The 9,411-nt window shown below is 63.6% G+C and carries 7 protein-coding genes; 2 read left to right on the top strand and 5 right to left on the bottom strand.

Going from position 1 to position 9,411, the window contains the following annotated elements; all coding sequences use genetic code 11:
• Positions 1-11: 11 nt before the first annotated feature.
• Genes QMK50_RS26495 through QMK50_RS26480 form a run of 4 tightly spaced genes read right to left on the bottom strand, consistent with a single transcriptional unit; the run spans position 12 to position 5,471 of the window.
• Entirely contained in the window at positions 12-1,067 is a 1,056-nt protein-coding gene (locus tag QMK50_RS26495) for a TauD/TfdA family dioxygenase (RefSeq protein ID WP_320334426.1), read from the bottom strand.
• A complete protein-coding gene (locus QMK50_RS26490) occupies positions 1,067-4,498 on the bottom strand; it encodes a condensation domain-containing protein (RefSeq protein ID WP_320334425.1) in 3,432 nt (1,143 codons plus the stop codon). Before QMK50_RS26490 ends, QMK50_RS26495 begins: the two co-directional genes overlap by 1 nt.
• A complete protein-coding gene (locus tag QMK50_RS26485; RefSeq protein ID WP_257792324.1) occupies positions 4,495-5,253 on the bottom strand; it encodes a thioesterase II family protein in 759 nt (252 codons plus the stop codon). The genes QMK50_RS26490 and QMK50_RS26485 overlap by 4 nt, the downstream gene beginning before the upstream one ends.
• A complete protein-coding gene (locus QMK50_RS26480; RefSeq protein ID WP_269467581.1) occupies positions 5,250-5,471 on the bottom strand; it encodes an MbtH family protein in 222 nt (73 codons plus the stop codon). The genes QMK50_RS26485 and QMK50_RS26480 overlap by 4 nt, the downstream gene beginning before the upstream one ends.
• A 215-nt stretch (positions 5,472-5,686) precedes the next feature.
• Between QMK50_RS26480 and QMK50_RS26475 the strand changes: the two genes are divergently transcribed.
• The gene (locus QMK50_RS26475) at positions 5,687-6,205 is read left to right on the top strand and encodes an RNA polymerase factor sigma-70 (RefSeq protein ID WP_095168290.1); all 519 of its coding nucleotides are present in this window, start codon (positions 5,687-5,689) and stop codon (positions 6,203-6,205) included.
• A gap of 310 nt (positions 6,206-6,515) precedes the next feature.
• On the opposite strand, the gene QMK50_RS26470 is transcribed toward QMK50_RS26475, so the two are convergent.
• Positions 6,516-7,772, bottom strand: a complete 1,257-nt coding sequence (locus tag QMK50_RS26470) for an amino acid permease (protein ID WP_095168291.1) — start codon at positions 7,770-7,772, stop codon at positions 6,516-6,518.
• 376 nt (positions 7,773-8,148) lie between these two features.
• Between QMK50_RS26470 and mexE the strand changes: the two genes are divergently transcribed.
• On the top strand, positions 8,149-9,399 hold the full coding sequence (gene mexE, locus QMK50_RS26465) for a multidrug efflux RND transporter periplasmic adaptor subunit MexE (protein WP_095168293.1): 1,251 nt from the start codon (positions 8,149-8,151) through the stop codon (positions 9,397-9,399).
• Positions 9,400-9,411: the final 12 nt, after the last annotated feature.

The following is a 9,411-nucleotide window of genomic DNA, read 5'->3' as shown; positions in this document are numbered from 1 at the left end:
GTAGGGGAACCTCAATCGAGTGCCAGGTCGGCGCTTTTCTGCGCAATTGCCATCGCGGTGAGAATCTTGCGCGGGCCAGTGAATGCATTACGGGCGTGCAGCGACAGCATGTTGTCCAGCAGGACCACGTCGCCTTGGTGCCAGGGGAATTCGACCATCACGTCGCGGTAAGCCTGTTGCAGGTGGCGGATGGTTTCCTCGGGGATCACTGCGCCGTCGCCAAAGAAGGTGTTCTGCGGCAGATCGTCGGGGGCGAACTCGGTGATCAATGCCGCGCGCAGGGTTTCCGGCAGGGTCAGGGCGTTGAAGAACGTGCCATGGTTGAACCACAACTCTTCGCCGCTACGCGGGTGACGGACGATGGCCGGCCCCACCTGGCGGGTGCGCAGGCGGTTGCCGTTCTTCCACTGCGGTTCGATACCGATGCGCGCGCAATACGCCTCGACTTCCGCCCGGTCCTCGCTCTGGAACACGGTCTGCCAGGGCAGGCCCATACCGTCGCCGTAGTTGCGCACGTACATGATCCGGCGCTGGCGGAATTCCTCGCGCACGGCCGGGTCGATGCGTTGTAACAATGCGCGGGTATCGCCCAAGGGGGTTTCGCCACCGGTCAGCGACGGCAGGTCGCAATAGAAGTACAGGTGCAGCGGAAACACCGGCGAATAGGAATGCTCGTTGTGGGGGAAAATCCGTTCATTGCTCGGATAATCGGTGGAGCTGTAGATATTGAACTGGCGGGTCACCTGGGTCCGTGGCGATGCCCGGAACAGGTACTCGAGCGCGCCGCCGGAGATCGCCTGGACGCAGCGATCGAAGCCATCGATGCCATCCACATCAAATCCGCGCAGGAGGATCGCGCCGTGTTCCAGCAGTCGCGCCTCGATCAGCTCGCGGTGCTGCCCCAGCCATTCCACCAGGTCGGTGCCGGCGAACCGTGGCCGACACAGCAGTGGCAGCGTGTGCCCTTCGAGCAGGGGCGTGAACACCACCCGCTCCTCCTGGCTGGCGGTGATGCTTCTGCGTGCCCGACCCATGGTCGGCAGTGCGGTGACTTTAACCTCGCTCATCATTGCTCCTGGACACTGTGCGGTTGAGTGGACGGCTGCGCTGCGCGCCGGCGCATCGGGCGCTGGCTGGCGAGCAGGGTCTGGCGCTGCTGGCTATCCACCGCCCGTGCTTCGCGCCGCACCTGGGCGGCCGCTTCCAGCAGGTCGGCCTGGGTCAACGCAGCCTTGCCCAGCCAGCAGTGCAGTACGGCCTGGATCTGCGCGAACAGCTGGGAAATTTCACCAGGCTGGAACAGCCCTTCGGGCATTTCGAAACGCGCTTCGAGGCGGCTGGCACTGCTGTAGAAACCGAGGATCAGGTCCAGCTCGGCAGCCTGTTGGCCGGCGTCGAACCCTTGCACGCGCACATCGCGCAGACGCGGCAGCGGTGGCTCGCCTTCCTGGTAATTGAGCTTGATGCTGAAGAACGGCGAGCGACCGGCCCGACGCGGCGGGCGCAGCGCTTCCACCAGTTGCTCGAAGGGCAAATCCTGGTGCCCTGCGGCGCCCAGCACTACGCCCCGGCACTGCTCCAGCAGGGCATCGGTGCTGGCGGCCAGGTCCAGATCAACCTGCAGCACCAACTGATTGATGAAAAACCCTACCAACGGCTCTGTGGCCGGATGACTGCGGTTGGCGATGTCGCTGCCCAGGCGGATACGCGACTGGCCGCTCTGCTCGCGCAGGCTGACTGCGAACGCCCCCAGCAGCAGCATGAACGGCGTGACTGCGCGGGCCCTGGCGAAGTCACGCAAGGCGCTGGTCTGCACGGCACTGAAGGTGAAGTGTTCGCCGACGGCCATCGCCTGCTTGTTGCGGGGCCGCTGCCCATGCAGCTCCAGCCAGCTATGCTCGCCGGCCAACGCTTGATGCCAGTAAGCCAACTGCCGGGCATGCTCGGGACCGGCCAACAGCTGGCGCTGCCAGCGGGCAAAGTCGCCATAGCCCACGGTCAACGCTGGCAGTTGCGCGTCGATGCCGGCCAACCGGGCGGTGTAGAGCACTTCCAGTTCATCCACCAGGTTGCGCATTGACCAGCCATCCACCGCGATGTGATGGGTAGTCAGCAACAGCACGTGCTCGCGCTGATCCAGACGCAGTACGCACACCCGCTGCAGGGGCCCGGTACTCAGGTCGAACGGTTGCCGGGCGTGCGCGGCGGCGCGCTGGCGAGCTTGGGCCAGACGCTGCTCGGGCGACAGGTCGGACAGATCGTCAATGGCAAATTCCAGCGCCAGGGTCTCCTGCAGCAGCAGGCGCACACCCTCGCCCTGCGCAGCAAAGGTGGTGCGCAACACCCCATGGCGCTGCTGCAGCGCGCCGAACGCAGCACGTAGCGCATCGACGTCCAGCGGGCCACGCAGGTGCAGCGCCAGCGGCACGTTGTACACCGAGCTGTGGGGGTCCAACTGCCAGGCGAACCACAAGCGCTCCTGGGCAAAGGACGGCAGCAGTTCGTCAGTCACGCTGGGGCTCAGGACAGGTTGGGTGTGGCCGGCAACGGCCTGGGCCAGAGATGTTGCAAAGCCAGCCAGCTCGGGGTGGTCGAACACGCTCGCCAGCGCCAGGTTCACCCCCAGGCGCTCACGCAGGCGTCCGACAATCTGCGCGGCAGCAATGGAGTTGCCGCCCAGGGCGAAGAAATTGTCGTCGCAAAAAATCTCATCTTGTCCCAGCACCTCGGCCCAGACCGCCGCGACCAGTCGCTGCTGATCGTCAACCAAGGCCTGGCCCTCGCGCACCAGCGGCTGGTCGTTGCGCCGCAGGTGGAAGCAGTCCAGCTCCGCGCGTTCGAGCATCTGCCGGCAGGCGGAGCGTTGCAGTTTGCCGCTTGAGGTCTTGGGCAGTTCGCCGGGGTTGAGCAAGGCAATCCATACCGGCGTCTGCTGACAAACCTCCGCCACGACTCGGTCGATCTGCGCACACAGTTGTGCAGCGCTGATCTTGCGTTGGGTGGTGCGGCCGATCTCGACCGCGATCCCGATACCCTCGCCGTCAGCCTGCTCGACCACGAATGCCGTGACCCGGCCCTTGCGCGCGCCTTCGACGTTGTATTCGACGGCGCGCTCGAGGTCCTGCGGGTAAATATTCTGGCCACGGACAATGATCATGTCCTTGAGGCGCCCGGTGATGAACAAGCGGTTGCCGCGCAGGAAACCCAGGTCGCCGGTCCGCAGCCACGTGCGCCCTTCACGGCTGACAAACGTCCGCGCGCTCGCCTGCGGGTTGCGCCAGTAGCCACGAGCGACGCTGTCGCCACTGGTCCAGATCTCGCCGATATGGCTGTCCGGCTGGATGTCGCCGGTGTGCGGATCCACCAGCATCACCTGCAGCCCTTCGTGCAGGATGCCGCTGCTGACCAGCAAGCTGCCCTGCCCCGGCTCGGCGCGGTGTTCGCCCAGCGCATGGCTGTCGAAACTGGCACTGACGAAGTGCTCCGCAGCGGTGGTACCGGCGACGAACAGGGTGGCCTCGGCCAGCCCATAGCACGGCAAGAACGCCGCCGGCTTGAACCCGCAAGGCGCGAAGTGCTGGGCGAAGGCTTGCAGGCTGTCCTGGCGCACCGGCTCGGAACCGGAAAACAGCACGCGCAGGCAGCTCAGGTCGAGCTTGGCCAGCACGCTTTGATTGACCCGCTCGGCGGCCAGGCGGAAGGCAAAGTCCGGGGCACCGCTGTGGCTCGCGCGATAGTGACTGATCGCTTCGAGCCAACGCGCAGGCCGCTCGACGAAGTGCCGCGGCGACATCAGGACCAGGCTCGCGCCCCGATAGACCGAGAGCAACAGACAGCCGATCAGCCCCATGTCGTGGTACAGCGGCAGCCAACTGACGAAGGTGTCGTCTTCACGCAGGTCGAAGCAACCGAGCATCATCTGTTCGTTGGCGACCAGGTTGCCGTGGCTGACTTCCACACCCTTGGGGGTCGCGGTGGAGCCGGAGGTGTATTGCAGGAAGGCAATGTCCTCGTTGGCCGGTTGCCGCACCGGCCAGTTGGCGCTGCCCTGCAGTGTCGATGCATCCAGCGCGTCGACGGACAGGGTGGTCGGCAACCTCTGGGCGAAGGCCTGTACCAGCGACTCGCGCAGATGCTCCTCGGTCAGCACCAGGCTTGGCTGGGCATCGTCGAGGATCGAGCGCACCCGGCTCAGTTCGTACTGGCGCAACGACTCGGGCGGCAATGCCGGCACGGCGATGATGCCTGCGTACAGGCAGGCGTAGAACGACACCACATAGCTCGGACCGCTCTGCATCAGCAACAGCGCCCGCTCACCGACGCCGGCATGGCGTGATAGCACTGCCGCCAGCTCACGGGCCCGGCGGTCGAGCTCGGCATAGGTCAGCGTCAGGCGCTGCGCTTCGCCGTCGAGGAGAAAATGCACCGCCGGCTTGTCACCGCGCCGCACCGCGTGCGCGCTCAGCGCGTCAACCAGAGACGTATGGAGGACTGTCATGTCGCACCTTTGCAAAGAAAGTGAGAGTCAGGGCGCACAGCGGCAGCGCCAGGCAACGTGGCCGCCAGGCAGGCAATCAGGTGGTCGAGCACCGCCCGCTCCTGCTCCTGGATGAAGAAGTGACCACCGGCGAACAGTTCGAGACTGAAACCTGCACCGGCATGCTCGCGCCAGGCCAGCAGTTGCGCCTGGCTGGCACGATCCTCAGTGCCGGCCAGCACATGCACCGGACACTGCAGGGGCGCCGTCGGCTGATAGCGATAGCGGCCGCACAGCAGGAAGTCGGCGCGCAGCACAGGCAGCGCCAGGCGCATCAGTTCGGGGTCTTGCAGGGCCTCAATAGGCGTGCCTTGCAGGGAGGCCAACTCGGCCATCAGTTGCTCATCGCCCAGGGGTTGGCGAAAGCGCAGGTAATCGCGGTGCGCGGGGGCCGAGCCGCCAGACACCAGCAATGCACGAGGCGCCGGCAAGCCCTGCGCACGCAGGGCACAGGCCAGTTCGAACGCCAGCAGCGAGCCCATGCTGTGGCCGAACAGCGCGTAATGCCGATAGGTTTCACCGCGCAGCTCGCGGGCCAGTTGCGCGGCCAGGTCGACCAGGTCGCTCGCCAGCGGCTCGCCGGCACGGCTGCCCCGCCCCGGCAGCTCGAGCGGACGAATGTCCAGCCAGGCCGGTGCGCTACGACGCCAGCGTGCATAGCTCATGGCACTGGCGCCCGCATAGGGTAGGCAGAACAGGGTCAGCAAAACGCTCACCGGCCGGCCTGCCCGTCCATGTGCTGACGCAGGCTGAGGGGGCGCATGTCGGTCCAGACCGACTCGATGTAGTCCAGGCAGTCTTGCTTCAGGCCGCTTTTCCCCGCCTCACGCCAGCCCGCAGGCACTGCCTTGTAGTCGGGCCACAGCGAATACTGCTCCTCTGCGTTGACCAGTACTTTGAACGTTGCATCTTCGCGGTCGAAAGCCATTTGCAATTCCTCGATCTGTGGAGTCAATGCGAGGGGCATGACGCCCTGTCTCGCGGTTTCCTAGATCGACGAATGACAGAGAAATAACTTCAGACGGTGCTTTTGCGGCCTTGGATCATGACCAGGTGGAGATTGATTTAGGGAGTTGTTGCAAATAGTTCTTAATAGTATTAGATTTTTCACCCTCGCTGGCGTACTACCAAGAATTCATCAGGTGCCTCATGCAAAAAATCGATGCAGCCAGAAATGGTTCCCCCTTGCTTGAGGTGTTTTATGACCAGCGTTCACGCCTGATCGGTCTCGCAGCCCGGATCACCGGGTGCCGCAGTCACGCCGAAGACATCGTTCATGAAGCCTTCATGAAGGTCGACGATGCGGGTGACAACGAGCAGATCCGGTCCCAGGCGTCCTACCTCACCCGCGTCGTGCGCAACCTGTCGATCGACCATTACCGTCGACGCCAGTTCGAGGAGCGCCTGATATGCCAGGACAGCGATAGCAACGAGGCGCCTGCGCACCACGCCGAAACCCCGGAAGCCCTGGTTTCCGACCAGCAACTGCTGGAGCGGGTGTGCGGCGCACTGGCCGACCTTCCCGAGCGCACCCGCTATGTATTCGAGATGTGCCGCATCCATGGCATGAAGCAGAAGGACATCGCCAGGGACCTCGGCGTGTCCGCGCCCCTGGTCAGCGCAATGATCCGCGAAGCCCTGCTGCATTGCCGGGAAAAAGCCCTCTAGCGGTATTGCCATCCTGCTGCCGCCGACGCAGCCTCGCGGGCTCGACAGCGGCTACTGATGTGTCTCGCGCAAAAACAACAACGCCCCGACAGGTCGGGTAATGCTGTTCAGTTAAGCGACGCCGACCATTGTAGGAGCGAGCCTGCTCGCGAAAAACTCAAAGACGCCGCGTTTATACTGAATACACGCGTTATCGTTGACGTTTTTCGCGAGCAAGCTCGCTCCTACAAGGTACTGCACTCACTTAACTGAACAGCATTACCCGACCTGTCGGGGCGTTTTTTATCTCAACTGGCGTAGCCGCAAAACCCTACCAGCTGGCAGGCAACCAACCCAGTGCCGCGCAGATGGCGTAGGCCATGCTGATCAGGTACAGCACCACTACCGTGACCTGGATCAGCGGATGGGCAATCCAGCCGCATTGCCAGGCCGGGACGATGTCGCCGTTCTTGCGTGCCGAGCGTAGCATCAGGATCGGCATGATCGACAGGATCACCCCGCTGAAAACCCCGGCAAAGTACAAGGCGCTGACGAAGCCGACCATGCCGCTGTAGGCCAGGATAAACGGCGGCACGCAGACAATGGCCAAGACCATCAGGCGGGTCTTGGGGTTGCTCTCCGAGCCCAGGCTCTGGAACTTGTCGAAGATGTTGGTCAGGAAGCTGCCACCCAGGCCCCAGTAGGACGTCATCATCGCGCACAGGGCAAAGGTGTTGGCGGTGTAGAACGCCCACTGCCCCAGCGCCTGGCCCCAGGCCAGGGTCGCGACTTCACTCTGGTTTTCCAGACCGGTCAGGGCGATCACCGACATCGGCACCATCGCCAGCAAAATAAAGGTAATCAGCATCCCGGTGATCACCGCCAGCGGCAGGCGCTTGGGTGCGTGGCTGAAACCACGCGCCATTTCCGGGACCACGTACTGGGCCGAGAAACAGAACACGGCAATGTTGAACACCGGGATCATGTAGACCCAATCGCCTTCCAGCAGGTTGGCGAACCGGGTGTTGTCGTGGACCAGCGTGGCAATGACCAGCACCAGGGTCATGCTGAGCATGCCGATGCTGATGAACTTCTCACCCTTGCCGATGGCCTTCAGACCCAGGTACAGCACCAGCGCTGCAGGCAGGAAGAACAGCAGGCTGCCGAGTGCCGGGCTGATGCCGAAAAACTCGCTGAGCACCTTGCCGCTGCCGCTCATGTAGGCCACGAGCGCGCCGATGCTGTTGACCGCTACCGAGAGGAAAATCGCCCAGGCCCCGAAGGAGCCGACGTAGCGCTGGGCCAGGCCACTCAATTGGTGGTGACGGCGGGTGCGCAAGGCGGTTTCCGAGACATACAGCATGGAGATGGTGGTGAAGATGCCGGCGACCGCCAGCCAGAACAGCAGCGGCATGTAGCCGGCCTTGCGGCTGGCGTAGGCCATCGACAGCACGCCGGCGCCGATGTTGGTGCCGACAATCATTGCCACCGCCTCGACGAAGGTCAGGCGTTTGACTTCCAGCCCGGAAGACTCGGCATGGCTCGCCTCGTGTGGCTCGTCGGCCACGGCGTAAGGGGTCTTGCTCATGAACAATTCTCGCTATTTATAGTTATTGCAGAATCCACGCAGCGTTCGTCATCAAAGCACTGCATGCAGTAAAACCTTGAACGGCGGGCAAAATATCACACATGGTGTTCGGAATAACACTCATGAGCGCTTATTCATTGGTCTAAGATGCCCGGATTAGAGCGTTTACTGCTTTCTGGGGACTGGCCAGGGCCGGGATTTGAGGGCTGCGGCGCCATCAATGATATTGATAGCAACCTAACAAAAGCCTTAGGCTAGAGGGCTGCCCCGAGGCTTATATCATTCCGAATGATAGTTACCTTTGCTTCATTCGATTCGTGAGATAGAGACTCGCCGAGCATCATCCGCCCATCTCAATACATTGGCGGATCTATCCATGGAACAGTCTCTTAAACATTTGCGCTTGCCCCTGGCCGCCCTCGCCGTGCTGGTGATGAGCGCCTGCGGCAAGACCCCGGACTCGGCCGCCACCATGCCCGCCGCCAAAGTCAGCGTGGCCAAGGTGCTGGAACAACCGGTCAACGAGTGGGACGAATTCACCGGGCGCCTGGAAGCGCCGGAAACCGTGGAAATCCGCCCGCGCGTATCTGGCCAGATCGATGAAGTGGCTTTCACCGAAGGCGCCCTGGTGAAAAAGGGCGACTTGCTGTTCCAGATCGATCCGCGTCCGTTCCAGGCGGAGGTCCGCCGCCTCGAAGCCCTGGTTGCCCAAGGCCGTGCCAATGCCACCCGCAGCGAAAACGAAGCCCAGCGCGGCGAGCGCCTGCGCACCAGCAACGCGATTTCGGCGGAGCTCGCCGACTCGCGCACCAGTGCCGCCCAGGAAGCCCGCGCCGCAGTGGGCGCGATCCAGGCGCAACTGGACCTGGCCCGACTGAACCTGAGCTTCACCCGCGTCACCGCGCCCATCAGTGGCCGCGTCAGCCGTGCCGAAATCACCGCCGGCAACCTGGTGACCGCCGATGTCACGCCGCTGACCAGCGTGGTTTCCACCGACAAGGTCTACGCCTACTTCGACGCCGACGAGCGAGTGTTCCTCAAGTACAGCCAGCTGGCTCGCCAGGGTCAGCGTGGCCAGACCACTCCGGTGTACCTGGGGCTGTCCAACGAAGACGGCAACCCGCACCAGGGCCAGATGAACTTCATGGACAACCAGGTCAACCCCAAGACCGGCACCATTCGTGGTCGTGCGGTGTTCGACAACAGCAAGGGCGAATACACCCCCGGCCTCTACGCACGCCTGAAGCTGGTGGGCAGTGGCACCTACTCGGCGGTGCTGATCACCGACGAAGCGGTGGGAACCGACCTGGGCAAGAAGTTCGTACTGGTGATGGACGGCGACAAGTCGGTGTACCGCGCCGTCGAACTGGGGCCGAAGATCGAAGGCCTGCGCATCGTGCGCAGTGGCCTGAACAAGGACGACACGATCATCGTCAAGGGTTTGCAACGGGTGCGCCCAGGCTCGCCGGTCACCCCTGAAGTGGTGCAGATGGCCAGCCAGGCAACCCTCGCCGCCCTCGCCCAACAACGCCAGGCGCTTGAAGCCAGCAACCTGCCCCAAGTCGCGCCTGCCAAGGGTGCGCCGGGTACGGCTGTGAAGCTCGCCGCTGCGACTCCACGCGGTTAAGGGATACAGACT

Source organism: Pseudomonas sp. P5_152, assembly GCF_033989915.1.
Classification (GTDB): Bacteria; Pseudomonadota; Gammaproteobacteria; order Pseudomonadales; family Pseudomonadaceae; genus Aquipseudomonas.
Note: the sequence above shows the minus strand (reverse complement) of the source record. Positions and strands in the feature narration are given on the sequence as shown.